This is a genomic window from Winogradskyella sp. (assembly GCF_016744625.1).
GTDB lineage: Bacteria > Bacteroidota > Bacteroidia > Flavobacteriales > Flavobacteriaceae > Winogradskyella.
Genome location: NZ_JADGDZ010000003.1, coordinates 32,063 through 58,006 on the forward strand (window position 1 = coordinate 32,063; position 25,944 = coordinate 58,006).

Below are 25,944 nucleotides of genomic sequence, written 5' to 3' on the forward strand. Positions count from 1 at the left end.
TATTTTAATTTGAATGCATTATTAGTACATTCTATTTTCTTAATTATTTATAAGTCTTTTTAAGAATTTCTTATCCATATTGGTAAAATCCTTAAAATTATAGTCTGCTTCATTAAGTATCTTATCATCTCCAATACCAATAGAAATCATATTGGCAATATTAGCTGCTTGAATACCAGCAACTGCATCTTCAAAAACAATACAATCTTCTGGTTTCATTTTTAAATCGCTAGCAGCAATTAAAAACACTTCTGGATCTGGTTTTGCTTTTGTAACACTATTACCATCTACAATGGATTCGAAATAAGATAATAAGCCTACTTTTTTTAATATTGGTTTTGCATTTTTACTTGCAGAACCTAATGCAATTGGTTGGTCTTTCTTCTTTAAATATTTTAAGACCTTTTTGACTTTTGGAAGAATTTCTGATTCATCCATTTTTTCAATGTATTGCAAATAGTCAACATTTTTTTCGACCATCCAAGTATCAAATTGCTCTTGAGTCGCATTAATTCCTCCTAAATCGAGAAGAATTTCTAAACATCGCTTTCTACTTACACCTTTAAACATTTCGTTTTGTTCTTCGGTAAATTCAAAACCTAATTCGTTTGCTAATTTTTTCCAAGCCAAATAATGATATTTGGCAGTGTCTACAATGACACCATCTAAATCGAATATGAATCCTTTTTTGTTCATTTATTTAAGATTGAATAACATCATCAACATCTTTTACTTTAGATACTAATGTTGCTGCTATTATAAAACTAATTCCACTCATCATTAATGCGAAAATGGCTTGATTACCATATGCATATTTTACAAGTGGACCACCAATTAGAGCATTAATTATTTGAGGAATCACAATAAAGAAATTGAAAATCCCCATATAAACACCCATTTTTTTAGGTGAGATAGAGCCTGCTAAAATCGCATAAGGCATAGCTAAAATACTTGCCCAAGCAATACCAACACCAATCATGGAAACGATAAGCCAATTTTTATCTGGCATTATATAAATAGAGAGTAATCCAATACCTCCAATAAGTAATGATATCGCATGTGTACGCTTTCTACCTACTTTTTTAGCAATGTAAGGCAGAGCAAAAGCATAAAATGCTGATATTAGATTGTAAACTCCAAATAAAATACCTATCCAATCACCAGCATCTTGGTATGTAGAACTACTACTATCTGTATGCGGTAAACCATAAATATGCTGTGCTATAGCTGGTGTTGCAAAAACCCACATACCAAATAATCCAAACCAAGAAAAGAATTGCACCCAACTTAATTGACGCATTGTTGACGGCATTTTCTTAAAATCGTCAATAATATCTAATAAACTTGATTTTTCTTCTTTCTCATTATCGAGCTTATCCGAAGTATCGAGATGCTCTTTTTCAAAACTTTCTAATTCTTCTGGGGAATATTCCTTTGTAGTAATTACCGTAACTAAAATTGAAATGATTAAAACTACTGCACCAATAATAAAAGATAAAATTAAATTGGTTGGAACAACTCCTTCAGAAGTTTCATTTGAAATACCAAACCAATTAGTTAAGGCATATGGTAACCATGATCCGATAACTGCACCAAAACCAATTAAAGCGGTTTGAATACTAAAACCTGCTGTACGTTGGTCTGTTCTTAGATTATCACCTACTAAAGCTCTAAAAGGCTCCATAGCAATATTAAAGGATGCATCCATAATCATAAGCATACCTGCTCCTACCCAAAGTGCTGGCAAAAACGCAATAAACATGTCTGCCTGTGGCATTAGCACTAATCCTATAGATGCTAAGATTGCACCTACTAAAAAATAAGGTTTTCTTCTGCCTAGTTTCCCCCAAGTTTTATCGCTATAATAACCAACAATTGGTTGAACGATTAAACCCATTAAAGGTGCAATTATCCAGAACCAAGATAATTCATGGACATCTGCTCCGAAAATCTGAAGTATTCTACTAGCATTGGCATTTTGAAGGGCAAAACCCATCTGTATTCCCAGAAATCCAAAACTCATGTTCCAAATTTGCCAGAAACTTAATCTACGCTTTTCCATTAAATAGTATGTTTAAATTGATACTATTCTGACAAGCAAAGCTTATCAAAACTTATGTGAAGAAGTGAAAATATAAGTTTTGAATAAGGTGTAAAGATATATAAAGATTTTAAAACGGCAATGTTAAATTTCTATTTGGTAGATTCTCGCTCTACTAAATCTGTAGCAATTACTAAGGTTTGATAGACTTCATCCTCATCATTATAATCACTTTCTAATTTGTCTATTAAAAGATCTGCTGCTTTCTCTCCCATCTGCTGTGCATGCTGACTCACAGTAGTTAAACTAGGTGTCGCATGTTTTGATAAAACACCATCTGTGAAACCAATAACCTGTACATCATTTGGTATATTTAAACCTAATTTTCTAGCTACCTTCATCGCAGATAATGCGTATAGTTCATTTACTGCAAAAACACCATCAATGGATTTATTTGATTTAAAAAGTTGTTCAATTTCCGCTTCAAGAGCATCTAAATGCACTTCATAATCTAATGTGTCGTCTACTTTTAATATTAAATCAGCTTTTGGAGTTATTTTATGCTCTTCCAAAGCTTCCAAATACCCTTGAGTCCTAAGCTTACCAACACTAACATAATCTTTTGTAGTAATTAATGCTATATGTTTGCATTTATTGTTAATTAATTTTTCAACAGCTGTTTTTGCCCCTTTAAAATCATCAACAATAACTTTATCACATTGAATTTCAGAAACAACACGATCAAACATTACAATAGGCATGCCTTGGCTCATAGTTTCGTTAAAATGATGATAATCTTGTTGTTGTAGTGTTTCTTTAGACATAGAAAGGATAAAACCGTCTATACTACCATTGGCAAGCATTTCCATGTTTATAACCTCTTTAGAAAAAGACTCATTTGACAACCCAATAATAACATTATAACCTCTTTTATTAGCCACTAACTCTACACCTCTAATTACTTTTGAAAAAAAGTGATGCACAATCTCTGGAATGATAATACCTATAGTATTTGTTTTCCTATTCTTAAGACTTAAGGCAATATTATTTGGACGATAATTATAAAGTTTGGCAAAGGCTTGAACTTTCTGTATAGTATCAGCACTAATTTCTGCGCTATTTCTTAGCGCTTTAGACACCGTAGAAATAGAAACGTCTAATTCTCGAGCTATTTGTTTAAGGGTTATTTTTCGTTTCATTTCAACTAAAGATTACGAGCGAATATAAGTCAAAAAAAAGTTTACTCATTTTTGAATTCTTAATTTTAACAGCTTATAGTTGAAAAAAAATATTTTTTTCATTATTTTACTAATAATAGTTCAGTTTTTTAAAAAAGTTCTTAACACGAAAACGTTTTCGTGACATCTGTCATATTTTTTAACACTCAAAGCATATTAAATTTACATAGATTTAACCCGAGAAGTGAAAATATAAATCAATTAACTAAGCAATTAACTTAAAAACATTGTATGAAAACATTCTTAAATGCTTTACTATTCTGTCTAATTATGGTACCAGCAACCTTGATGGCGCAATCGACCGTCACTGGTACAGTTACAGATAAAGCAAACGCTATGCCTTTACCTGGCGTAAACGTCATTGTTAAAGGTACTTCTAGAGGAGCTTCCACAAATTTTGATGGAAATTACTCTTTAGAAGTCAATCAAGGAGAAATTGTTGTTATCTCTTATTTAGGTTACACCACTCAAGAAATTGTCTTTAATGGACAATCAAAAATTGATGTAACTCTAGAAGAAGATGCAGCTCAATTAGATGAAGTTGTACTTATCGGTTATGGCTCTACCACAAAACAAGATGCTACAGGTGCTGTTGACAAGGTAGATGATAAGGAATTTAATCGTGGTGCAATTGTAGCGCCTCAACAACTTATAGCTGGTAAAGCCGCAGGTGTTAGAATTACATCTGGTGGAGGTGGTGCTGGTGAAGGTGGTGAAATTAGAATTCGTGGTGGTGCATCTTTATCTGCATCTAACAATCCGCTTATTGTAATTGATGGTTTACCAATAGATCAGCGTGGTGGTTCTCAAGGTAGTCGTAATGCATTAAATGCTATTAACCCAGCTGATATTGCTGATTTTGTAGTTTTAAAAGATGCTTCTGCTACAGCAATTTATGGGTCTAGAGCCTCAAATGGTGTAATTTTAATTACCACTAAGAAAGGTTCTGCAAATCAACCTCTTAAGGTTGAATACGGATTGCAAGCTTCTACAAGACGAATTACTAATACTGTAGATGTACTAAATGCAAGTGAATATAAAACATTAGCTGAAGCAAATGGAGTTAATCCTGCAAATTTTGGTACTGCTAATACAGATTGGCAAGATGAAATTTTTACAACTGGGATTGGAGCGATTCATAATATAACAGCCTCTAAAGGTTATGAGAATTTTAACTTTAGAGTTAATTTCAATCATGTATCACAAGAAGGTCCTTTATTAGGTGATTTATATGAAAGAAATGGTTTCAACACCTCTTTTGTTCATCGCTTTTTAGATAACGATTTAAAATTAACTTTAGTTGCAAGAACAATACAAGATGAATATCATTATGCAGCTAATGGAGCTATTGGAGAAGCTGTTAGATTTGACCCTACACAATCTGTTTATGACAGTAATGGGAATTTCACACAGTTAGGAGCGAATTTAGCACCTGCGAACCCATTATTTACGTTAGAAAACACAAATGACAGGCAACGTATAAAACGTGTTATTTCAAATTTTAATATTGATTATAAGCTTTGGTTCCTAGAAGGTTTAACGTTTAATTTAAATGCTGGTATTGACTATGCAGAAAATAACGGTTTTAGAAACACTGCTGCAAATCCTAATAATCCAAGTGCATTTGCATTTAACGGTAAGTCTTCAGGGTTAAATAGAAACACGGCTTTAGATTTCTACTTTAATTATAAGACCAATGTTGAGTCAATTAATACAACTTTAGACATTACAGCTGGTCATGCCTTTCAAGAATTCTATGTACGTTCAAATATAAACGATGTTTCAGGACCTTCAATTACTGTAGATACAGATATAAATAGAAATGCATTAGAGTCTTATTTTGCTAGAGCAAGCTTTGACATTGCAGATAAGTATTTAGTTTCTGCAAGTTTCAGACGTGATGGATCATCAAGGTTTAGTGAAGACAATCGAGTGGGTTATTTTCCTGGTGTATCTTTGGGTTGGAAACTAATGAATGAAGGTTTTATGGAGAATTCATTCTTTTCTAACTTAAAACTTAGAGCTGGTTGGGGTGTAACAGGACAGCAAGAAATTGGTCAAAACTATGGTTATTTAGGATTGTACACACCTTCTAGAAATAACCAAGCAAACATACAATTTGGAACTACCGTAAATGGTGAACCAATTTTTATACAAACACTAAGACCTGAAGGTTTTGACGAAGAGCTTAAATGGGAGGAAACTACGCAATATAACATCGCATTAGATTTTGGGTTCTTTAATAATAGATTAACAGGTTCTGTTGATACTTACTACAGAGAAACCGAAGATTTATTAGCAACAGTTCCTGTTCCTGCTGGTTCTAACTTAACAGATTTAATTACTACAAATGTTGGTGCTATAACTAGTAAAGGTATTGAATTAAGCTTAAATGGTGTCATTGCTCAGAAAGATGATTTTGGTTGGGATACTAATTTCAATATTACATTCCAAGAACAAGAAATCACAAAGTTGAGTTTAAGTGATGATCCTAATTTCTTTATTCAAACTGGTGGTATTTCTGGTGGTGTTGGTAACAACATTCAACTTTGGAAACCTGGATATGACCCTTCTACTTTCTTTGTTTTTAGACAAATTTATGATAGTTCTGGAAACCCAATTGAAGGAGCTTATGTAGATGTTAATGGTGATAACCAAATTACTGAAGCAGATAGACAAGCATACAAAAAAGGAACACCTGATGCTTTCATTGGTTTTACAAACAATTTTAGATATAAGAATTTAGACCTAAACTTTACATTTAGAGGAAGTTTTGGTAACTATGTTTATAATAATGTTGCATCATCTAACGGAAATTTAAACTCTATTATCGGTCAACCTGGCTATCAAGCAAATGCACATTCAGATGTATTAAATACTGGATTTGCAAATCAGAACTTATTCTCTGATGCTTATATAGAACGTGCTGATTTTGTGAGATTAGATAATATCTCTTTGGGTTATACAATTCCTTTCTCAAAAATGACATTAAGGGCCTCTTTAACGGCAACCAATGTATTTGTAATAACTGAATATAGTGGTCTTGATCCAGAAATTGGAAATGGTATAGAGAATAATTTCTATCCTAGAACCAGAGATGTTGTATTAGGATTAAACTTTACTTTTTAAAAAAATGATGAATAATTATACAAACAACAAAGCTATGATGTTAAGAACAATTAAAAGTGTTCTAGTTGTGCTCACACTTGCATTCTTTATGCAGTCTTGTGCTGATCGACTAGACTTACAGCCAGAAGACGAACGTCTTACAGCTGACGCAGCATTTGAAAACCCAGAGGCTTATAAAGAATTTTTGGCTAAAATTTACGCTGGAATCTCTTTAAGTGGGCAACAAGGTGCAGCAGGTGCTCCTGATTTAGCTGGTTTAGACGAAGGGTTTTCCAATTATCTTAGATTGTATTGGAAAATGCAAGAGTTAACTACTGATGAAGCTATAATCGGATGGAATGATGGTACTATACAAGATTTACATAGCCAAACCTGGACTTCTGGTAATGAATTTATTAGAACAATGTATACGAGGTTATTATACCAAGTAACTCTAACTAATGAGTATTTACGTCAAACAACTGATGCTAAATTAAATGAAAGAGGTGTTGATGCAAGCTTGCAAGCAGAAATTCAAACTTATAGAGCAGAAGTAAGATTTATGAGAGCATTAACCTATTGGCATGCTATGGATTTATTTGCTAATCCCCCTTTTGTAACAGAAGCTGATCCAAGTGGAGCATTTCTACCTCAACAAATACAAAGGGCTGATTTATTTGATTACGTAGAATCAGAATTATTAGCAGTTTTAGACGATATGGCTGCACCACGCATGAACGAATATGGCAGAGCAGATAGAGCAGCAGCTTGGATGGTTTTAGCTAAGTTGTATTTAAATGCAGAAGTTTATACTGGTACTTCTAGATATGCAGATGTTATTACTTATACAGGAAATATTATAAGCGCTGGATATTCTATACCAAACACTCCTTATTTCCATTCTTTTTTGGCAGATAATGACTCAAATGGTGCACAAGAAGAAGTGATTTTTACCATTCCTTTCGATGGTTTAAGAACTCAAGCCTTTGGTGGAATGACATTTTTAACACATGCTCCTGTTGGTGGCTCAATGGATCCTGCCGATTTTGGTATTAATGGTGGCTGGTTTGGTGTTAGAACAACACCAACTTTTGTAGAGCAATTTCCAGGTGAAGAGAATTCTGCAGATGGACGTGCGTTACTATATACCGATGGTCAATCTAAAGATATTGCTACAGTTGGTACTTTTGAAGATGGCTATGCTGTTAGTAAATACAGAAACGTTGATGTTAATGGTAATCCTGGCTCAGATGCCTCTGGAGACCACACAGATATAGATTTCCCTATGTTTAGATTGGCAGACGCTTACCTAATGTACTCAGAAGCTGTATTAAGAGGTGGCGGAGGTTCTATGAGTACCTCTGTTGGTTACATCAATGAACTAAGAGGACGTGCATATGGAAATACTAGTGGAGACATCGCTGAAGCGGATTTAGATTTAGATTTTATCTTAGACGAACGCTCTAGAGAATTATACTGGGAGTGTCATAGAAGAACAGATTTAATTAGATTCAATCAATTTACAAATAATGGTGTATGGCAATGGAAAGGTGGAGTACAACAAGGTACTACAACAGCTGCATATAGAGATGTAATGCCTTTACCAGCAACAGATTTAGGAATTAACACAAATTTAGAACAAAACACAGGATACTAAAAAAAGAAAACAAGATGAAAAAATTATCAATTTTAAGCCTTTTATTTATTGGTTTACTAGCATTAAATAGTTGCGAAACCGAAGATGATGTTGTTTTTACAACTCAAGATTCTAATGCAGCAGTAGTTACATTACCAGATAATGGAGCTGCAATAGTATTAGATATTAACAATCAAATGGGTACTGCTACTACCGTAGTATGGGATGAAGCAGATTACAGTGTACCTACTGCAGTCAGTTATACAGTTCAATTAGCAATATCAGGCACTAATTTTGCAGCGCCAGTTGATGCAGGTGCAACGACAAATAACTTTTATGTTTGGACTCATGAACAATTGAATGATGTTTCAGTAAATAGTTTAATGCTTACACCTTTTACGGCAGCTAACGTAGATTTAAGAGTAAAATCTACTATAGGTGACGGTGCAGAAGCTGCATATTCTAACATCGTAACACTTTCTATTACGCCTTATACAACTGCTTTACCAAGATTAGCTGTTCCAGGAAATCATCAAGGGTGGAATCCTAGTGAGCTTGAAGTAGATTATGTACCTTATTTAGCATCATCAGCATTTGGTGAAAGTGACTTTGAAGGTTTTGTTTATTTAGATGGCGGTTTTAAATTTGTAGAGTCAAATGATGTTGGAGTTTTTGAATGGGGCAATAAAGATTGGGGTGACGATGGATCATTCTCTGGCTCTTTAATCAGTGATGGAGAAACAGATTTATCAGCATCAGCTGGTTATTATTATGTTAAAGCAAATACAGATCCTAACAATGATGGTTCTGAACCTGGTACATACAACATAGTAGCTACTAACTGGGGAGTGATTGGAAATGCAACTCCTACAGGATGGGATTCAGATACAGATATGGTTTATGATGCAGATGCTAAAACATGGTCTATTACTATAGATTTAATACCACAAGAAGCACCAGATAATGGTTTAAAATTCCGTGCTAATGATGATTGGGGATTAAACATAGGTGATGATGATGGTGATGGTACTATGGAATTTAGTGGTCAAAATATTGGTGTCGAGACTGCAGGAACTTACTTAATCACTTTAGATTTAAGCAATCCGAGATTATACAGTTACTCACTTGAATTACAATAATAAAAACTCTTAATACCTAAGGCTGATCGTAGAAATATGACCAGCCTTTTTTTTCCTGTAAATCAAAATAAAATGCTATGAAAAAAATCTTACTTCTTTTTGCCTTATTTATTGGAATATTAAATGCGCAACAACAAAATGTACTTTTCGAAATTACACCTTGTTCATTTCAAGATAACGAATCTATAACTATTACTTTTGACGGTTCGACAATAGACGAAAGCGCATGGCAGATTACAAACAATCAACTCTTTTTATGGGCTTGGTCTTTTGATGAAAATGACAGTAATATTCAAGATTGTCCCACCAACGGACAATGGACCAGTAGTGATGTACAAAACATGCTTACTTATAATTCTGGTGCAGATGAATACAGTATTACATTAACACCAACTACTTTTTATAATAGGCCAAACATTGGTAGCATAGGTTTTTTGTTAAAAGCCGTGGATGGTTCTGGAGATAAAAAATCTCAAGATATTGTTGTAGAAGTAGGTGAGTCTTCTTTTACAGCAACAAGAACATTACCTTCATCTAGTACTTTAGTCATTGCAAGTGGTAATAATTTAGAGATAGCCGCATCAAATACTTGTGGTAACGCTGATTATGTTTTAAAAGCAAATGGATCTATTATTAACAGTCAAGCGTCAATAAGTTCGTATTCATTTACAGATACAAATATCACTACTACAAAGGCCTATCAGCTTGAAGTAACACAAGGCCCTGATACTAGAATTATTTCTGTAACCGCTGTGGTAAACCCAGGCACTGTTACTGAGAGTCTTCCTGCTAATTTAGTAGAAGGTATTAACTATAATGATAGTGATCCAACAAAAGCAACCTTAGTTTTAGATGCACCATTTAAAGACTATGTATTCGTTGCTGGTAGTTTTAATAATTGGCAACCTTCGTCTAGTTATGCTATGAAAAAAGATCCTTCGTCTACAAAATTTTGGTTAGAATTAACTAATCTTACGTCAGGACAGATTGAAACCTATCAATATTGGGTAGTTGATGAAACACCAATAGCAAACAGTCCTGCATTAGTAAAAACTGCTGATCCATTCTCAACTTTAGTATTATCGCCTTTCGATGATCCATATATTCCTGCAGACAGTTATCCAAATCTTCCAACATATCCAACTGGCCAAGAACGAGAGGTAACGGTTTTACAAACCAACCAAGCAGATTATCCTTGGATGGTTACTGATTTTCAAAAACCTAAAAAAGAAGACCTTATTATTTATGAAGTATTAGTCAGAGACTTTGACGGAGATAGAAACTATCAAGATTTAATTGATCGTATTGATTATTTTAAAAATCTTAACGTTAATGCTATACAACTAATGCCTGTAATGGAATTTGAAGGTAACGAAAGTTGGGGCTATAATACATCATTTCATATGGCACTTGACAAATTCTATGGTACTGAAGAAAAGTTTAAAGAACTTATTGATTTATGTCATCAAAACGGAATTGCTGTAATTTTAGATGTCGCTTTAAATCATGCTTTTGGAAGAAACCCAATGAATAGAATGTGGATGAACGATCCAGATGGAGATGGTTGGGGAGAACCAAGTAGTGAAAACCCATATTTCAATGAAACTGCACAACATAGTTATAATGTAGGTTCAGATTTTAATCATACAGAAGATTATAGTAACGCTAATCCAGAAACTACAACAACTAATCCAATAACAAATCGTTATGTTGAACGTGTAGTTAAGCACTGGATTGAAGACTTTAATATTGACGGTTTACGTTGGGATTTAACCAAAGGCTTTACTCAAAAATGTTCTGGTGGCGATGATAGCTGTACAAATGCATATCAACAAGACCGTGTAGATATCTTAAAAGCTTATGCGGATTACTCTTGGTCTTTAGACGAAACTCATTATGTGATTTTTGAGCATCTTGGTGAAGCTTTTGAAGAAAAGCAATGGGCTGACCACAGACTCAATGATGCAGTTCCTAAAGGGATTATGACTTGGGGAAAAATGACAGGTCCATATGCGCAATTATCTAAAGGATTTGGTGGTTCTAGTGCGAATCTCTCAGGCGTTGGCCATGAAAGTCGTAGTTTTAATGGAAAACGTTTAGTTGGCTATGCCGAAAGCCACGATGAAGAACGTATAATGTATTTAACACAAGATGAAGGAAACCAAGCCGTACAAAATGCAACGCTATTAGAATCTGCATTATTAAGAGCTTCTTCTGTAGCTGCAACATTAATAACTGTACCAGGACCTAAAATGATTTGGCATTTTGGCCCATTAGGAATGAACAATTCTATTTATACATGCGCTAATGGATCTACAAATTTTCCGAATTTTGATATTGATGGGCAAGGTGATTGTAAACTCGATACAAAACCTCAACCACAATGGACACAAAACTGGTTAGCGGACGCTAATAGAGCACAGGTTTATAATGATTATGCACGATTAAATGCGCTTAAAATTTACGAACCAGTATTTGAAGGTAATTATAGCTTTAGCCCAATTACGAATAATATCGTACAGCGCCTATATATTTGGGATGATAATTTATCTTCTTCTACATTGAAAAATGTAGTGGTATTAGCAAATTTCTCTGTTGCAGATCAGAATAATATCAATCCCGATTTTCCATATACTGGTATTTGGTATGACCTTATGGATGAAACAGGTAATACATCTATTAATGTTACTAGTACTACGAATCCAATCGCAATTCCAGCTGGTCAGTTTAGAATATTTGGTAATCAACCAGCCCAAGCACTTAGCATAGAAGATGAAATGATTACAGGTTTTATGTTGTATCCGAACCCAACTCAAACTTCATTTAGAGTAAGCTTAGCAATTTCAAATCTAGATGTTTATGATATTACAGGAAAAATAGTAAAGTCTTTTAAAGGTAGCTTTACAGATACCGACACGTTCGATATTTCTGCTTTAAATACAGGAATATATATCGTTAAAGTTGAAAACGACAACAAGCAAACTATGACAACCAAGTTAGTTAAGCTCTAATTATTAAGCGTTGTTTAAGAAAAAAAAGAGCTTCTCAATGAGAAGCTCTTTTTTTTATTGGAAAATTGAAAATAAAAAAGCCTCTTGTTTCCAAGAAGCTTGAGTCTTATTTTGTGCGGGAGAAGAGACTCGAACTCTCACACCTCGCGGCACTAGATCCTAAGTCTAGCGTGTCTACCAATTCCACCACTCCCGCAATAAGATCCGATAAATATCGGGATGCAAATATAAACAATAGTTTGAATATTCAAATAGGATTTATTTAAGAAAATAATCCTCTTTTAATTCTTATTTTTGTTACAAACAAAATTCACTTATGCAATCCATTCAATCTTACATCAAAGACAATAAAGATCGTTTTCTTAACGAGCTTATAGAACTATTAAAAATTCCTTCAATCAGTGCTGATTCAGCTTATAAGGATGATGTTCTAAAAACCGCTGAAGTCATTAAGATAAGCTTAGAAAAAGCTGGTTGCGACCATGTTGAAATTTGTGAAACCGAAGGTTATCCTATCGTTTATGGTGAAAAAGTTATCGATAAAAAATTACCAACAATTTTAGTTTATGGTCATTATGATATACAACCACCAGACCCATTAGATTTGTGGAATTCCCCACCTTTTGAGCCTATTATTCAATCTACAGAATTACATCCAGATGGTGCAATATTCGCTAGAGGTGCTTGTGATGATAAAGGTCAGATGTATATGCATGTTAAGGCGATGGAGTACATGACTACTAATAATGAACTCCCATGTAACGTAAAGTTTATGATTGAAGGAGAAGAAGAAGTTGGGAGTGCAAATCTTGGCAAGTTTGTTGCTGCCAACAGAGAAAAATTAACAAATGATGTTATTCTTATTTCTGATACTGGTATGATTGCCAGAGATGTCCCTTCTATTACAACTGGCCTCAGAGGACTAAGCTATGTTGAAGTTGAAGTTACTGGCCCAAATCGCGATTTACATTCTGGATTATATGGTGGAGCTGTTGCAAATCCTATTAATGTGTTGACCAAAATGATTGCTTCATTGCATGATGAAAACAACCATATTACCATTCCAGGGTTTTATGATAAGGTTGAGAACTTATCTGATGCTGAACGTTCAGAAATGGCAAAAGCGCCTTTCTCAATAGATGCCTATAAAAAAGCTTTAGACATTGATGCTGTTTATGGTGAAGAAGGTTATACAACAAACGAGAGGAATTCTATCCGTCCAACTTTAGATGTTAATGGTATTTGGGGAGGTTATATTGGAGAAGGTGCAAAAACAGTTATTGCTAGTCAAGCATTTGCAAAAATATCTATGCGTTTAGTACCAAACCAAGACTGGGAAGAAATTACAGAATTATTTAAAACACATTTTGAAAGCATTGCACCTAAAGGTGTTACTGTAAAAGTTACTCCGCATCATGGAGGACAAGGCTACGTTACTCCTATTGACAGTATTGGTTATAAAGCTGCTTCAAAAGCTTACGAGCAAACCTTTGGCAAAACACCTATTCCGCAACGAAGTGGAGGTAGTATTCCTATTGTGTCGCTTTTTGAAAAAGAACTAAAGAGTAAAACCATTTTAATGGGCTTTGGTTTAGACAGTGATGCTATTCACTCACCTAATGAACATTTTGGTATTTGGAATTACCTAAAGGGCATTGAAACTATTCCTTGGTTTTATAAGTATTTTACAGAATTAAAAAGCTAGTTTATTCTTTTACAATTTTAAAGGTCGAAGATTTTGTTTTTGTAGCAACATTAACAAAATAAACACCAGATACATTCTTTTTAAAATCAATTTCAAAATATTCTTTTCGAGATTTAAAGGTGTTTATAATTTTGCCAGAAATATCATTTATGGTGATGGTAAGTTCAGTTTGAATATTATTATCAATCTTTAAAACTGAAGTCACAGGGTTTGGATAAATCTTAATCTCTTCGGTAGTAAATTCTTCGCTAGATAAAACTGAAAAATTAACACAAGGGCTAAGCTCTAAGCAAGAACCATTACTAACTTCAACAGCGTAATTTCCACTAGAAATAGGCGAATAAGTTTGATTAGTGGCTCCTGAAATGGAGGCATTTGAATCGCAATTATACCATTGATAAGATGCTGAATTATCATTAGAACTTAGAGTTGATGCTGTCTGTGTTACAGTATTATCTAAAGTAATTAAACCAGCTTTAGTAGTCATGTATGCTGTAACTAATTTGGTGAGCTCTGTCATATACTGAAAATCGATATCCTCTGCTCTATCATTAGAAGAATGATAATCTGGAGTCTGATCGTCTGTCTCCCAAGATTCACCAACTAAGACAGCAGAGTAATCTTGATTCCAGAATCGAGCATGGTCACTAGCCGTTGTACCTGGATTTACCACTATTGGGTTTAAATCGAAAGTATAAGTATTCAATATATTTAACAAATCGTCTTTAATACCTAAAGAATTATCAAAATCACGAACATCGATATCAAAATCATTATCTCCTGATGTCCCTGGTGCATCACCATCATAACCAATCATATCCATATTTATAACACCCAAAATATTATCTCTAGTATTTCCATTGGTTTCATTAGCTGCTTGTTGTGCATAAAAATTTGCGCCCTGTAGACCTATTTCTTCTTCATCCCAAAGTGCATATATTATAGTATTGTCTATACATTGAGCAGAAAGTATCTTAGCGATTTCTATTACTGCAGAAACACCTGTAGCATTGTCATCAGCACAATATGTAGTTACAGAATCGTAATGTGCACAAACAATATAGATGTCATTAGGATTGGTTTGCCCTAATTGTGTTGCTATAATATTTTTACCGACTGTATTAAACTCTTGAACATTAATAGTAAGATTTGGAAAAGCAGCTAATCGTTCTTCTATATAATCTGCTGCTAAATCATTATTACTTTGAATACGATTAGTAATAATTTGCATCGATCCATTTATCATAGCAACTTGCTCACCAGATAATTCTACTACACTTACTTGTAAATTAGCATTGCTAACTTGGTTTATAATGTCTTGAATGGATTGTGAATATGTGAAATTTACAAACACAAATACACCTAAAAATGAAAGGATAACTTTATTGATCATAATTTTATTTCTTCTTCTAGCTCAACAAATATAAGGATTTACAAGTTTTAAGCCTTATTGATTTGGATAATTCAATCTTATACTCTACATTTGTAGAGATAATTCTAAATATGTAGAGCATGCAACTTTCAAAAACCGAAGAACAACTAATGCAACACCTCTGGAAGCTCGAAAAAGCTTTTATGAAAGATTTGTTAGATATTTATCCAGAACCTAAACCTGCAACAACAACCGTTGCTACATTACTTAAACGTATGATTGGTAAAGGCTTTGTAGATTATAAAACTTATGGTAAATCAAGAGAATACTTTCCGTTGGTTAAGAAAGATGACTACTTCTCTAAGCATGTTAACGGACTTATTAAAACCTTTTTTAATGATAGTGCATCGCAATTTGCTTCCTTTTTTACTCGTAAAACAGACTTAACAAAAGATGAGTTAGAAGCATTAAAAGCTATCATAGATAAAGAAATTAAAAATAAGTAACTATGGAAATGTACTTATTTAAATTCTCGGCATGCTTACTTGTATTTTGGCTTGTATATATCTTAGTCTTAGAGCGTCAAAAAATGCATCATTTAAAGCGATTTTATTTATTAGGATCTGTAGTCTTGGCGTTAATAATTCCAATATTAACTATAACGTATTATGTAGAACCAGTAGTTACAAATTTTGAAGTTTCACCTTTATTTATTCCCATAGAACCTGAATTTACATATGTATCAGAAGAAATTCCACCATTTTGGAATTTAGAAAAGATACTCTGGTTAGTTTATGGTATAGGAGTCTTCATATTCTCATCACGATTTATAATAAATCTGGTTAAAATGTATCAACGTATTTCTGGCCACACAAAAGTATCTGAACGTTCATTTATATATGTGCTATTACAAGAACTACGTATTCCGCATTCCTTCTTTAACTACATCTTTCTTAATAAATCGAAATATGAAGTAGGTGCTATTCCAAAAGAAGTCATTCTACACGAAGAAACACACGCCAAACAACTACATAGTTTAGATGTAATGGCCATTGAGTTACTTCAAATAATATTTTGGTTTCATCCTTTGGTTTATATTCTAAAACATCATATAAAACTAAATCATGAGTTCTTAGCAGACCAAGCTGTTTTAGAAAAAGGTATCGATACCAAAACCTATCAAAACATTTTATTACAATTTTCATCAAAAACTCAAGAGTATCAGCTCTCGAGTGCCATCAATTATTCATCCATCAAAAAACGATTTACAGTTATGAAAACACAAACATCAAAAACCAGAATTTGGCTAAGCAGTTTATTACTCTTACCAATAATTGCTATTCTTTTTTACAGTTTTGCTGAAAAGGAATATGTTCAAAAAGACACCAGAGAAACCTCTGAAGTTTTACAAATTGAAAACGTTACAACAAACGAAGGTGCTACAGAAGCTATGATGCTAGAGTATAACGATTGGATTAAGAAATTAAACAGTGATTCCCCAAGTCTTTTTATACCTGTAGGTACATGGGAACGTTTAGTTGCTATTTATGACCTAATGAGCCAAGAGCAACGTAACTCGGTTGAGACTGATTCTTTTCTTCAAGAAATAATAACTCCTGCTTTATATTCGGTAGAACCTAGTATACCTAAAGCTGCTCAATTTGAATCTTGGAAAAATGAAAAGGAGTTTGCAATTTGGCTAGATAATAAACATACTCCAAATTCGGAATTAAACAACTATAATATAAACGATATTGCACATTATGTAGGTTCTAGTGTTAATACTAATGCGAAAAGCAAAAAATTTCCTCAACCTTTTCAATTTAGATTATATACCAAAGATGGCTTTAATAAGTTTTATAAAGAAGCTTATGTAAGTGGTTATAGAACACTAACCAAAACGTATTCTAATGCAATTAACACCTATTTAAAAGGTTCGCAAACAGATAGTTCTGAACTTAGAATAATAAAAGCGCAAGCAGATAAATTCTATAATCAATTTACAAAAGAACAAATAAAAAAACATAATATTTTACCCGTTCCTCCAGTACCAGCCCAGAAAAATTATGCTATTGTGCAAAAGCCAGTAATGTGGATACTAATTAACAGAAAAAATCAATTTTTAGTTAATGATGAAATAGGTACATTAGAAAGTATTGAAAACGAGCTTAAAAAACTAGCAAAGAAAGGAAAGGCTGGTCAACTTGTTTCTATAAAATATGACAAGAAAACTTCAAAAGACATCATTCTCAAAGTAGAGGAATTGGTGAAACTCAATAAATTTAAGGTAGCTTCTTTTGATGAGTCAAAAATCCCACCTCCACCGCCTCCTAAAAAAACTAAAGGAGGACCAAATGTTGATGAATTACAAAATTCATACAATCCTTCGTTTTTAGAGTATATCATAGAAATGGAAAAGGATGGTGCTTCATTCTATTTAGATGGTAAAAAAATCACCTCAAACGAAGCAAAGTCTATTACCAAAAATAATAAGGGCAAGAGCACAGAAATGTTAACTCAAAAAGATGCTAATGGCAAATATGTTGTAAAACTATCTAGCTCTGAAAAGAACAAAATTTACGCCAGAAGTATTGATTTAAAAATTTTAAATGACAATTCTTATTTAGTGGATGGAATTAAAGCAACGAAACGAACATTTACTAATGTATTTAACCAATTACATCAGGATATTACTCCAGAGACACGAAATAAAATCATGAATATTCATGTTAGTTCCACCAAGGAGATTTCTAATAAAGAAGTTTGGTTTATCTATAATTCACTATTAGAATATGGGTTTCATCGTATTGTTACGGATAATCAAGAAATAAATAGAGCCAAAGGCAATACACCATTTGCAGTTGAAATGCAAAATCAACAAACAATAAAAACCATTAACATTAATGTAGATAAAGACTACAATATTTTATTAAATGGGAAATTGGTGAAATTTAAAAATTTAGCAGCAGAAGTTAATAAGGTTAACCCTTCTATTTCAGATGACGATAAGCGTAATTTCGTTGAATCCTCAATATTATTACCAGATAATAGTTATATAGATTTTTCAAAGAAAATAATGGCTGAGTTAAGAAAAGCAAATATTTTTCAAAATTATTCAGGTTATGCTAAAAACATGAAAAACTCAGGACTAAAAGTTAAACATTTTAGTTTAAATGATGGTCTATCTGTTGAAGAAGCAAAGACTCAACGCAAACAAATTATGCATGAAGGAAGTAATGACAATCTTAGGAAAAAAATTGACAATCTTAATAAAAATACCAATAGTAAATGGAGTATAAAAGTAGATACAGAATTTATTGAAGACAATTTTAATAATACTCAAGAAAAAGCAACAGCTAAGCAAGTTGCAGATTATAATGCTTGGGCTAAACAATTAAAAACAAGTGATAATAAAATTATTAAAAAAAATGATTTAAAAAAATATAAACACATCTATAGTATTATGACTGCTGAGCAGAAAAAAAACTCTATAGCTTTCCCTAAAACACCACCACCTCCGCCTCCAGCACCGAAAGTTAAAAAAGGAGAGTCATCTAATATTCCCCCTCCACCTCCAGCTCCAGAATCAACTTTAGATTTTGTGATACATATGGCAAAAACTAATGCTAAATTCTTTTATAAATTAAAACCCATTTCATCAGATAAGGCTATTGAAATATTAAAAAAGAAACCTAAAACACATATTAATGCTCAAAAGACTGATACTAGAGAACCTTTAATTTATATGTCTAATAAACCTATACATATTGGCACAAAAGGAAAGTCAAAAAATTAAACAACTCGAAAACCTGTTTTAGATAAAGCCTCATCATTGAGGCTTTTTTTACATAAAATTCTCTATACAGGTATTTATACCTGTTCTTTTTGTTTGCTATGAAAATGGTTAAAATCTATTGTACTTTTAGTAATACTAAACCAAAAAAAGACACTAAAATGAAACCTTTAAAAAGTTCACGAAAGCTATCAGTATTGGCTACATTATTTTTTTTATCTACTTTATTTTTCTCAGTAAGCTGTAAAAAGAATCAAGCTAACATTGAACCAAAACCAAATGACAAAGAAGATGTAAACACGTCTCCAATGCTACCTTTAATAACGGATAGTATTTCGGATTTAAAAAAGTTATTTGCAGCAGCAATGATTGATGCTCAAAATCCAGAGCCTCATGAAATAAGTAACAACCTTATTAATATCAAAACAGATAAAAGCCTCATTGATACCTTAATCAATGGTGAACGCTATATTAAAATGGTATCATGGAAATTAGACTCAAAGTGGTATCCAAAAAAAGGAACATATAATAATAAAGATCGTGTTATTTGGGTAACGGTTGCACCAATAATTCAAGATAGTTGTAAAAAATATTACAAAACTCTAAAAGATCCAAATATGCGATTACGTCAATTACTTGGGTTACAGCCTTTAACTGTAGAAACCTTCTTTTTAGAGATATGGGTAAAGCCTGAAGATATATTTAGACCTACTCCAGATAATGAAGTAGATAATAATACAGCTGGTCTGAATTTACCAGATATGGTAACACCTAAATACAGAAAATGGTTTAATGATACAAGAGCAACTCAATATGTAGATTGTAACGATTCTATTTTTGATGATAATGGTTACCCATGGACACAACTCGGATATACTTACGATTGGAGTCCTAATAATACTAGTCATATTGGGCTTTCAGAATTTGTTATTAAAGAAAATACAGACATGTTTGTAAGTGGCGAATACCCAACGCGAGTCTATTGCTCATCAGAATAAAACTATTAAAAAATCAACAATTGAAGTAGACTTCTCAAAGTAATTCTAATTTGAGAAGTCTTTTTTATTCTAAAAAAGTGTAACAAAATCATAGTTTTAGCGTTCTAATAGACAATCAATCAAAATCAAATCTCATGTTAAAGCAATTCTTCATCCTCTGCTCTGGAGCCGATACGGATATTTTAAACGACTGTTCCATTGGTGAACAAAACAAATATGCTGGTATTGGCGCTACCGTTTTCTTTACAGCTGTTATGGCTACAATAGCTGCTAGCTATGCACTTTACACTGTCTTTGATAGTTTATATTCCTCGATATTTTTTGGACTAATTTGGGGTTTGCTCATCTTTAATTTAGACCGTTATATCGTTTCAACAATCAAAAAAAGAGATAATGTTTTAGATGAAATTCTTCAAGCCACTCCAAGACTATTCTTAGCTGTTATTATTGCAGTGGTCATTTCTAAACCTTTAGAACTCAAAATTTTTGAAAAAGAAATCAATCAAGTTTTATTAGAACAAAAGAATGATTTAACCTTAGCGAATCAAAACCAAATTGCAGCACAGTTCAATCCAAAAATTGCTGAATTAGAAAGTCAAATCCTGAGCTTACAATCACAAACTGATGCCAAAGAAACGGAGGTTAATGCATTATATGACACTTACATTTCTGAAGCAGAAGGTACTGCTGGCACAAAACTCTTAGGTAAAGGCCCAGTTTATAAAGAAAAACGAGACAAACACGATGCTGGTTTAGCAGAATTGCAACAACTTAAAACCGATAACAAAGCAAAAATTTCGGCTATTGAAACTCAGATTTCAACACTTCAAGGTGATTACACTGCAAATGTTGCCCAATCACAACCAGTTATTGATAATTTTGATGGTTTAATGGCACGTGTTAATGCTTTAGGGAAATTACCATGGTTACCTTCATTCTTTATTTTTCTGCTATTCTTGGCTATTGAAACATCTCCTATTTTTGCAAAGCTATTGTCACCAAAAGGTGAATTTGATTTTCGTTTAGAAGACCAAGAAACGACTATTAAAACTTGGACCACACAACAAGTTACTGAACGTCAGTTACTATTAAAAACTGACAATGACATTAATAATAAAGTGTATACTGAAATTGCAGATGAAGAAGAGGTTATAAACTACAAACGAAAGAAAGCACGAGAACTCATGCAACATCAAGCTGATGCTTTTTTGAAAAAGCAGAAAGGTGCACTTTAAAAGCACTCAAAGTGACATTAATTTATAAAAGTGCTGTCAATTTATTACTTTTAGGTTGAAAATAAAACTTCAATCTTATGAAATATATATTCCCTTTTGTATTTGCATTATTATGCCTAAGCTGTATTAGTATAAAAACAGATGTTACTACAGATTCTATTGAGAAAAGAGATGGTGATGAACTAGCTGAAGCTGGCATTCGTCTTGTAATGCAAGCACAAGAAATAGCCTGGAATAAGCATAACTTAGAAAGCTTTATGCAAGGCTATTGGAAAAGTGATTCTCTTAAATTTTATGGCTCTAACGGTCTAACTTTAGGCTGGGAAAACACATTAGCAAACTATAAAAAAGGGTATCCAACAAAAGCCGAAAGTGGTACTCTGAATTTTGTTATCAATGATATTTCAAAAATCGAAGGAGATAACTATTGGGTTATGGGAGAGTATCACCTAAAACGAGACGTTGGTGATGCAGATGGAGTATTCATCATTATCTTTAAAAAGATTGATGGACAATGGAAAATCGTTGCAGATATGTCGTGTTAAATAAAGTGCAAAAAATAAAGTGTATCCGAAACACCTATCTATCACCATAGATGCATTGGAAACACTTTATCTAAATTATATATGTAAGAGGGATTATTTAAGCCGCTACAATTGCATTTGCTGGAACAGCAATAGTTTGTTCTTCAGATTTAAAATGCTGATAAAGCTCTTTACATCCAAATCCAATAATAGATAATCGTTTTGATTTTGTAATAGATTCATTATGTAATCTAGCTAATGCCATTACTCCTGCTCTATCTATACTGTCTACACTTTCAATATTAATGTGAATATCGTCTAACTTATCAAAAATATTAGAGAAACGAGCATTGAAAGTTTTTAGGTTTAACTTGTTTAATGATCCTTTAATCTGAAAATGATTGTTGTAGTTTGTAATTTCTAAATCCATAATAAATAATGTTTAAGCGTTCATACTAATTCGGGGCTATTAATCAGTAAACTTGGTACTATTAAATTAGAGGGATGACCACAATATCTAACATATCCTTGAGTGATGCATTATAAAATCGATAAATGGTAATTTTGACTAGATTATTCGAAAAGGTGTGTTTATTTTTTCGATAAACAACACACTTTCAAATAGATGAAATGTAAGAAAAACTACTTGGATTTCAATTTTTGAAAATGAGCATTAATATCTACAGGTTTGTGAACCACAATAGTAAAAACAGGATACTTTTTTAAAAGGCGTGTCGGTCTAATTGATCGTTTTTAAAAACCACCTCCACAGTTAGGACAAACGTATTGTAATGTGTCTACACAATCTTAGCAATAGGGACACTCGAATGTGCAAATCATTGCCTCTTTAGAATAGTAAGGCAAAGATTTATTACAATTTTCGCACGTTGCTTATGTCTAACATATTAATTTGATTGTCGCTTGAGTGATTTAAAAAAAACAAGTTCGCAAGTGTTACGAATTCTCGATACATTCCGATGAAAAATCGGAACGCTCGAGCTGACGTAAACTATATTTTTTTCACATACTTCGTGATAATTACAGTTAGAGTTGGACCAACTTTTCCTTCAATATAGTCTGAGTTTTCTCTATCTAATCTAATATTTCTAACTGCAGTACCTTGCTTAGCAACCATACTAGAGCCTTTTACTTTAAGATCTTTTACTAAAACAACAGAATCACCATTATCTAAAACGACACCATTAACGTCTCTATGTATAATCTGGTTCTCATCAACTTCTCCATCACCAGCTGCTTTAGCAATTTCTAAAATATCATCTTCAATATACAACATACCTAACAGGTCTTCTGGCCAGCTCTCATTAATTCTATTTAGCATTCTCCAAGCCATAATTTTTACAGCATCGTGCTCACTCCACATACTATCATTTAAACAACGCCAATGATTAGGTTCTATTTTTTCAGAACCCTCCATTTGTTCAATACATGTTCCACAAGCATACAATCCCATTTCTTTTGCATTAGGTACAGTATAAACTGATAAATTTTCTGTATTTGTACATAACTCACATTGTGAGTTACTTCGTTGTTTAAATTCTTTTTCCGTCATTTTATTTAAGTGTATTTTAAAATGTAAAGTTATTAATTGCCTGCTGTTTATTTTAAACTATCTCTCAGTTTTTTAGGCAAACCTTTTACAACCATATCATATGAATGATTAATTAATTGTGTAATAAGTTTTGGATTGAGCTCTCCAGTGTGAATATAAACGCTATTCCATTGTCGTTTGTGCATATGATAACCTGGTTTTACGCTATCATATTCTGCTCTTAACTCCTGTGCATATTCTGGGTCACATTTTAGATTTATAAATGCCTCCCCATTTTCCCATTTCTTTAATGAGGCTAAAGCAAACATTTTATTACAAACTTTAAAAACGAGTGTGTCATTATCGAAAGGAAAATGTTCAGTGACTTCCTGTTTACCCATACAATAGTTTCTGTAATCTTCTATATTCATTTTAAAAGTCGTTCCATTACCTTTTCAGGATGCTTGAGTTCTGTAAAACCAAACTGATTATATAAATTATGTGCATCTGAAGTTTTTAACATCCAGATTTTACATTTTTTTAGTTGTGGTTCTTCATTTATGGTTTTCATCAATTGTTTTGAATAGCCTTTACCTCTATATTCAGGAAGAATAAAGACATCCATTACATAAGCAAACACCACATAATCGGTTACAATTCTCGCAAAACCAATTTGCTTTTCGTCTAAATATACTCCAAAACAAAAACAGTGTTCAATAGAGGTTTTAACTTCTTCTAGCGATCTTCCTTTTGCCCAATAAGTTTGCATCAAAAACGGATGAATTACATCTATTTGAAGCTTGTTTTTATCTGTTGATATTTCTATCACTTCTCTAATTTTTTAACTTCTGAAGTCTCAATCTTTAATGCTGAATAATCTAACTCCCAACCGATGGTTTCAACTAAATTCTCAATGAGTTGAATCGCTTCTAAAGCTTCATGCTTTGCAACATCGTAAAGTCCACTTTCTGGAATTTTATCCATAATATGCGCTTTAGCTTTAGTATGCAGTTCTGTTAAGTCCGAAGCTTCAAATTTATTAAACATGCCATCTTGCTTGTCGTAATAATTAATATCACTTTCAATAGATAACACTTCTGGTTGTGGAAAATGAGACAACACTACAGTTTTAGTTTTAGAGTTTGAATTCATTTGTACTTTACTCAAATCAAATCCAACATGTGCTTTAGCATTTATAACAACCAATGCTTTTTTTCGACTAGAAATTAACTTTAAGAATTTCTCCTTTACATCTTCATAATGGTAGATTTCGGCAAAGTCCCCTTCGACTGTAATAAACTTACAAACGCGTTTTATCTTATCTAAAAGCAGAATTGATTGTGCATTTGTAGTTTGCTTAGTTTTCCATTGTTTATATATAGTAACCAAACCTAAGGTAACTAAAATACTTATTATGATTATAAAAAATGTTTCCATAAGTCTTTATATATAGGACACTATTCTATACTTTGAGTCACACATGATTACTCTATTATTTTATATAAAATAGGCTTGCTTGGTGAGGCATCATTCTCAAAAGGTGCAATTTGAAGATTCAACATATAACAACCATCATCAATCTTATTAGAGACATAAATAAATTCTGTTATTGTAGCATCTAACCTCAAACTTCCTTTTGTATTCCAAAATGCATTATGTGCTAAAAGCTCACCTCCATCTTGTTCCTTATCTACACTTGGCAAATCAATTAACAAATGCTTAATTCCTTTAGACTTTAAATAATTCGCAGCATCTTCTAATAAATACGTTGGGTTAGTATTTGAGTATTGTCGCGATTTCTTTTCCTTAGTATTTGGCAAGGTTCTAATTACAATAGCATCACGCTTTTTATTACCTAAAGCAAACTGCAATTGTTTTTTAGAAATCACATAATCATCACCCAATTTTTCTGGTGCAACAGTAACGACTTCTGCCAAAAAGAAAAACTGTTTTAATTGCTTATTTATAGAATATACTTTTTCAGTAATATGACCTACTGTTTCAGTATGAGTACCATGAGAATGCGGATTAAATGTAATTGTATTAAAATTTACCACAGCTCCATTAGCTACGCTAACTATTTCACCATCTATAACTTCTGGAGTGATTTTTGGTGGATCAAGATACCATGCGTTGACATTAGAGATATTACCTTTTAATGGAATTGAAATATCTAAGGGTTGGGATAAATCTATTTTTAGTTTTCTGGAATTGTATTGTATTGTTGCTAGCATTTATGCTGAATTTATTTCAGTATCTCATTAAATTTTTCTCTCTTACAAATCGAAATATAAGTCTTTTAAGTCTGGATTCATAGATTTTATTAAATTCCATTTCCATTCTTTTTTCCAATTTTTAAGTTCTTTTTCTCTTACAAAAGCATCATGAAAACCTGAATATTCTTCAAAGCACAATAATTCATTTACATTATATTTCTTTGTGAATTCGGTTGCCTTCCCTTCCTTATGAAGTGTTACACGTTTTTTCAAAAATTTAGAACCACCAACATACAAAACTGTTTTGTTTTTGTTTGAAAGCATATACGTGAATCCTTTTTGCATGAAAAATATTAAGTAAAAAAGAATGATTTATTTT

22 protein-coding genes and 1 tRNA gene are annotated in these 25,944 nt (G+C 32.6%); 10 read left to right on the top strand and 13 right to left on the bottom strand.

The genetic code is table 11. The annotated features are described in order from the left end of the window. Nucleotides 1-39 precede the first annotated feature (39 nt). The 3 genes from pgmB to QZZ53_RS01180 all read right to left on the bottom strand — a co-directional run bounded on the left by pgmB (nucleotide 40) and on the right by QZZ53_RS01180 (nucleotide 3,240). Nucleotides 40-696 carry a beta-phosphoglucomutase gene (gene pgmB, locus QZZ53_RS01170; protein WP_296380570.1) on the bottom strand — a complete coding sequence of 219 codons (657 nt, stop codon included), beginning with the start codon at nucleotides 694-696 and terminating at the stop codon, nucleotides 40-42. Between the two features lie 4 nt (nucleotides 697-700). Beyond that, complete coding sequence (locus QZZ53_RS01175; RefSeq protein WP_296380572.1) at nucleotides 701-2,062, bottom strand: MFS transporter; 1,362 nt, start codon at nucleotides 2,060-2,062, stop codon at nucleotides 701-703. Nucleotides 2,063-2,193: 131 nt separating this feature from the next. After that, entirely contained in the window at nucleotides 2,194-3,240 is a 1,047-nt protein-coding gene (locus QZZ53_RS01180) for a LacI family DNA-binding transcriptional regulator (protein ID WP_296380574.1), read from the bottom strand. A 270-nt stretch (nucleotides 3,241-3,510) separates the two neighbouring features. On the opposite strand from QZZ53_RS01180, the gene QZZ53_RS01185 reads away from it, so the two are divergent. The 4 genes from QZZ53_RS01185 to QZZ53_RS01200 all read left to right on the top strand — a co-directional run bounded on the left by QZZ53_RS01185 (nucleotide 3,511) and on the right by QZZ53_RS01200 (nucleotide 12,173). After that, nucleotides 3,511-6,408 carry a SusC/RagA family TonB-linked outer membrane protein gene (locus QZZ53_RS01185; protein ID WP_296380576.1) on the top strand — a complete coding sequence of 966 codons (2,898 nt, stop codon included), beginning with the start codon at nucleotides 3,511-3,513 and terminating at the stop codon, nucleotides 6,406-6,408. A 34-nt stretch (nucleotides 6,409-6,442) separates the two neighbouring features. Beyond that, nucleotides 6,443-8,044, top strand: a complete 1,602-nt coding sequence (locus tag QZZ53_RS01190) for a RagB/SusD family nutrient uptake outer membrane protein (RefSeq protein ID WP_365940177.1) — start codon at nucleotides 6,443-6,445, stop codon at nucleotides 8,042-8,044. Nucleotides 8,045-8,058: 14 nt separating this feature from the next. Continuing rightward, entirely contained in the window at nucleotides 8,059-9,162 is a 1,104-nt protein-coding gene (locus tag QZZ53_RS01195; RefSeq protein ID WP_296380579.1) for a SusE domain-containing protein, read from the top strand. Nucleotides 9,163-9,239: 77 nt separating this feature from the next. After that, nucleotides 9,240-12,173, top strand: a complete 2,934-nt coding sequence (locus QZZ53_RS01200; protein WP_296380580.1) for an alpha-amylase family glycosyl hydrolase — start codon at nucleotides 9,240-9,242, stop codon at nucleotides 12,171-12,173. Between the two features lie 114 nt (nucleotides 12,174-12,287). Here QZZ53_RS01200 and QZZ53_RS01205 read toward each other — a convergent pair. Continuing rightward, nucleotides 12,288-12,369: transfer RNA gene (locus QZZ53_RS01205), tRNA-Leu, on the bottom strand. A gap of 120 nt (nucleotides 12,370-12,489) precedes the next feature. Between QZZ53_RS01205 and QZZ53_RS01210 the strand changes: the two genes are divergently transcribed. Beyond that, nucleotides 12,490-13,878: a dipeptidase gene (locus tag QZZ53_RS01210; protein WP_296380582.1), complete on the top strand. Its 1,389-nt coding sequence runs from the start codon at nucleotides 12,490-12,492 to the stop codon at nucleotides 13,876-13,878. Between the two features lies 1 nt (nucleotide 13,879). Here QZZ53_RS01210 and QZZ53_RS01215 read toward each other — a convergent pair whose 3' ends face one another. Next, on the bottom strand, nucleotides 13,880-15,271 hold the full coding sequence (locus QZZ53_RS01215) for a M28 family peptidase (protein ID WP_296380584.1): 1,392 nt from the start codon (nucleotides 15,269-15,271) through the stop codon (nucleotides 13,880-13,882). Nucleotides 15,272-15,390: 119 nt separating this feature from the next. On the opposite strand from QZZ53_RS01215, the gene QZZ53_RS01220 reads away from it, so the two are divergent. From QZZ53_RS01220 to QZZ53_RS01240, 5 genes are all read left to right on the top strand, one after another. After that, entirely contained in the window at nucleotides 15,391-15,756 is a 366-nt protein-coding gene (locus QZZ53_RS01220) for a BlaI/MecI/CopY family transcriptional regulator (RefSeq protein WP_296380586.1), read from the top strand. Between the two features lie 2 nt (nucleotides 15,757-15,758). After that, on the top strand, nucleotides 15,759-19,046 hold the full coding sequence (locus QZZ53_RS01225) for a M56 family metallopeptidase (RefSeq protein WP_296380588.1): 3,288 nt from the start codon (nucleotides 15,759-15,761) through the stop codon (nucleotides 19,044-19,046). Between the two features lie 158 nt (nucleotides 19,047-19,204). Beyond that, on the top strand, nucleotides 19,205-20,041 hold the full coding sequence (locus QZZ53_RS01230; RefSeq protein ID WP_296380590.1) for a hypothetical protein: 837 nt from the start codon (nucleotides 19,205-19,207) through the stop codon (nucleotides 20,039-20,041). Nucleotides 20,042-20,175: 134 nt separating this feature from the next. Continuing rightward, the gene (locus tag QZZ53_RS01235) at nucleotides 20,176-21,276 is read left to right on the top strand and encodes a DUF4407 domain-containing protein (protein ID WP_296380592.1); all 1,101 of its coding nucleotides are present in this window, start codon (nucleotides 20,176-20,178) and stop codon (nucleotides 21,274-21,276) included. 77 nt (nucleotides 21,277-21,353) lie between these two features. Continuing rightward, entirely contained in the window at nucleotides 21,354-21,821 is a 468-nt protein-coding gene (locus tag QZZ53_RS01240; RefSeq protein ID WP_296380594.1) for a nuclear transport factor 2 family protein, read from the top strand. 97 nt (nucleotides 21,822-21,918) lie between these two features. Here QZZ53_RS01240 and QZZ53_RS01245 read toward each other — a convergent pair whose 3' ends face one another. The 8 genes from QZZ53_RS01245 to QZZ53_RS01280 all read right to left on the bottom strand — a co-directional run bounded on the left by QZZ53_RS01245 (nucleotide 21,919) and on the right by QZZ53_RS01280 (nucleotide 25,910). After that, nucleotides 21,919-22,230 carry a hypothetical protein gene (locus tag QZZ53_RS01245; protein ID WP_296380596.1) on the bottom strand — a complete coding sequence of 104 codons (312 nt, stop codon included), beginning with the start codon at nucleotides 22,228-22,230 and terminating at the stop codon, nucleotides 21,919-21,921. Nucleotides 22,231-22,607: 377 nt separating this feature from the next. Beyond that, entirely contained in the window at nucleotides 22,608-22,664 is a 57-nt protein-coding gene (locus QZZ53_RS01250) for a hypothetical protein (RefSeq protein WP_296380715.1), read from the bottom strand. A gap of 145 nt (nucleotides 22,665-22,809) precedes the next feature. Further along, the gene (locus tag QZZ53_RS01255) at nucleotides 22,810-23,370 is read right to left on the bottom strand and encodes an alkylphosphonate utilization protein (protein ID WP_296380598.1); all 561 of its coding nucleotides are present in this window, start codon (nucleotides 23,368-23,370) and stop codon (nucleotides 22,810-22,812) included. Nucleotides 23,371-23,417: 47 nt separating this feature from the next. Further along, nucleotides 23,418-23,780, bottom strand: a complete 363-nt coding sequence (locus QZZ53_RS01260; protein WP_296380600.1) for an MmcQ/YjbR family DNA-binding protein — start codon at nucleotides 23,778-23,780, stop codon at nucleotides 23,418-23,420. Next, nucleotides 23,777-24,178 (bottom strand): GNAT family N-acetyltransferase, encoded by a 402-nt coding sequence (locus QZZ53_RS01265; protein ID WP_296380603.1) that lies wholly within the window; start codon nucleotides 24,176-24,178, stop codon nucleotides 23,777-23,779. The genes QZZ53_RS01260 and QZZ53_RS01265 overlap by 4 nt, the downstream gene beginning before the upstream one ends. After that, on the bottom strand, nucleotides 24,175-24,786 hold the full coding sequence (locus tag QZZ53_RS01270; protein WP_296380606.1) for a DUF4230 domain-containing protein: 612 nt from the start codon (nucleotides 24,784-24,786) through the stop codon (nucleotides 24,175-24,177). Before QZZ53_RS01270 ends, QZZ53_RS01265 begins: the two co-directional genes overlap by 4 nt. A gap of 47 nt (nucleotides 24,787-24,833) precedes the next feature. Then, a complete protein-coding gene (locus QZZ53_RS01275) occupies nucleotides 24,834-25,583 on the bottom strand; it encodes a cyclase family protein (protein WP_296380608.1) in 750 nt (249 codons plus the stop codon). 42 nt (nucleotides 25,584-25,625) lie between these two features. Then, a complete protein-coding gene (locus QZZ53_RS01280; RefSeq protein ID WP_296380610.1) occupies nucleotides 25,626-25,910 on the bottom strand; it encodes a GIY-YIG nuclease family protein in 285 nt (94 codons plus the stop codon). Nucleotides 25,911-25,944 lie beyond the last annotated feature (34 nt).

Coding starts and splice junctions, on each gene's coding strand:
- QZZ53_RS01280 (WP_296380610.1), bottom strand. CDS start 25,910: ATGCAAAAAGGATTCACGTATATGCTTTCAAACAAAAACAAAACAGTT.
- QZZ53_RS01210 (WP_296380582.1), top strand. CDS start 12,490: ATGCAATCCATTCAATCTTACATCAAAGACAATAAAGATCGTTTTCTT.
- pgmB (WP_296380570.1), bottom strand. CDS start 696: ATGAACAAAAAAGGATTCATATTCGATTTAGATGGTGTCATTGTAGAC.
- QZZ53_RS01245 (WP_296380596.1), bottom strand. CDS start 22,230: ATGGATTTAGAAATTACAAACTACAACAATCATTTTCAGATTAAAGGA.
- QZZ53_RS01215 (WP_296380584.1), bottom strand. CDS start 15,271: ATGATCAATAAAGTTATCCTTTCATTTTTAGGTGTATTTGTGTTTGTA.
- QZZ53_RS01260 (WP_296380600.1), bottom strand. CDS start 23,780: ATGAATATAGAAGATTACAGAAACTATTGTATGGGTAAACAGGAAGTC.
- QZZ53_RS01190 (WP_365940177.1), top strand. CDS start 6,443: ATGATGTTAAGAACAATTAAAAGTGTTCTAGTTGTGCTCACACTTGCA.
- QZZ53_RS01240 (WP_296380594.1), top strand. CDS start 21,354: ATGAAATATATATTCCCTTTTGTATTTGCATTATTATGCCTAAGCTGT.
- QZZ53_RS01200 (WP_296380580.1), top strand. CDS start 9,240: ATGAAAAAAATCTTACTTCTTTTTGCCTTATTTATTGGAATATTAAAT.
- QZZ53_RS01225 (WP_296380588.1), top strand. CDS start 15,759: ATGGAAATGTACTTATTTAAATTCTCGGCATGCTTACTTGTATTTTGG.
- QZZ53_RS01185 (WP_296380576.1), top strand. CDS start 3,511: ATGAAAACATTCTTAAATGCTTTACTATTCTGTCTAATTATGGTACCA.
- QZZ53_RS01180 (WP_296380574.1), bottom strand. CDS start 3,240: ATGAAACGAAAAATAACCCTTAAACAAATAGCTCGAGAATTAGACGTT.
- QZZ53_RS01255 (WP_296380598.1), bottom strand. CDS start 23,370: ATGACGGAAAAAGAATTTAAACAACGAAGTAACTCACAATGTGAGTTA.
- QZZ53_RS01195 (WP_296380579.1), top strand. CDS start 8,059: ATGAAAAAATTATCAATTTTAAGCCTTTTATTTATTGGTTTACTAGCA.
- QZZ53_RS01220 (WP_296380586.1), top strand. CDS start 15,391: ATGCAACTTTCAAAAACCGAAGAACAACTAATGCAACACCTCTGGAAG.
- QZZ53_RS01275 (WP_296380608.1), bottom strand. CDS start 25,583: ATGCTAGCAACAATACAATACAATTCCAGAAAACTAAAAATAGATTTA.
- QZZ53_RS01175 (WP_296380572.1), bottom strand. CDS start 2,062: ATGGAAAAGCGTAGATTAAGTTTCTGGCAAATTTGGAACATGAGTTTT.
- QZZ53_RS01270 (WP_296380606.1), bottom strand. CDS start 24,786: ATGGAAACATTTTTTATAATCATAATAAGTATTTTAGTTACCTTAGGT.
- QZZ53_RS01230 (WP_296380590.1), top strand. CDS start 19,205: ATGAAACCTTTAAAAAGTTCACGAAAGCTATCAGTATTGGCTACATTA.
- QZZ53_RS01235 (WP_296380592.1), top strand. CDS start 20,176: ATGTTAAAGCAATTCTTCATCCTCTGCTCTGGAGCCGATACGGATATT.